The 1,107-nt window shown below is 56.9% G+C and carries 1 protein-coding gene; it reads right to left on the bottom strand.

The genetic code is table 11. The annotated features are described in order from the left end of the window. Positions 1-1,107: IS66 family transposase (tnpC, locus tag H8K47_RS17950; RefSeq protein WP_186882720.1), on the bottom strand; the 1,107-nt coding region annotated here is incomplete at both ends.

The raw sequence follows: 1,107 nt of genomic DNA, 5'->3' as shown, positions 1-1,107 counted from the left end.
TTGAACCAGTAACCATTGATGTAAGGCATCTGCAACTGGCTTGGCTTGCGCTTGACGCATGGCTAAGCGTTGCGCCGGGGCGAGCAAGCTGACTTCCCGTTCCACAGCGTAGAGTCGCGCATATAACTTCAGCACCTCTCCAGCAATCTGGCTGCTGTGGTTGGCCCATAGCTCATGGAATTTGCGTCGGGCGTGCGCCATACAGCCAGCCTCGGTAACGCCCGATGCGAACAGCGCTTTGTAGCCCTTGAAGTCGTCGCAGACGAGGGTACCTCGCCATCGGTCCAGGAATTGTTCCGCATGCTTGCCACCCCGGCTTTCTGCAAAGTCGAATACCACCGCCTTCATACTACTGAGCGGTGTGCTGCAATAACTCCACAGGTAGGCCCGGTGCGTCTTGCCGTTCCCGGGCTTGAGCATGGGAAGCGGCGTTTCATCAGCATGCAGCACCGGCTGGGTCAATAATTCTTGTTTCAACGCATCTACCAACGGCTGTAAGGCAACACCGCAACGGCCCACCCATTCAGATAGTGTGGAATCGGGAATGGCGAATCCAGACCGTTCAAAGATGCCGCTTTGGCGGTACAAAGGCAAGTGATCAGCATATTTAGCGACCAGCACCTGAGCCAACAATCCGGAGGTCGGGATGCCCTTGTCGATGATCTGTGCCGGTACCGGCGCTTGCACCAATGTTTCGCATTGATGGCAGACCCACTTGCCACGCACATGGCGCTCGACTGTGAATACGCCGGGCTGGTAATCGAGTTTCTCGCAGACGTCCTCACCGATCCGCTTCATTCGGCAACCGCACTGGCACAGCGTTGAATCCGGTTCGTGGTGAATGTCGGTGCGCGGCAATTCTGCCGGCAGCCGGACGCGTCTGGGTTGCTGCCTGCCTGGTTCTGCTGATATGGGATGTTGTACCAGCTGTTCAATTTCGGCAGTGACGGCGGCTAAGTCAATGTCGAGCGTTTCAAACAGTTCACGCTGCTGTTCGCCGGTATAGGCTTCGCTGGTGGCGGCAAACTTCTGCCGTTTCAGGATGGCCAGTTCGTGGGTCAACTTATCAATCAGCGTTTGCCGGAACCGTCCTTCGGCCTGTAGCCG

The organism is Cognatundibacterium rugosum (assembly GCF_014284365.1).
Lineage (GTDB): Bacteria > Pseudomonadota > Gammaproteobacteria > Burkholderiales > Burkholderiaceae_D > Undibacterium > Undibacterium rugosum.
This window is presented reverse-complemented; position numbering and strand designations above follow the sequence as displayed.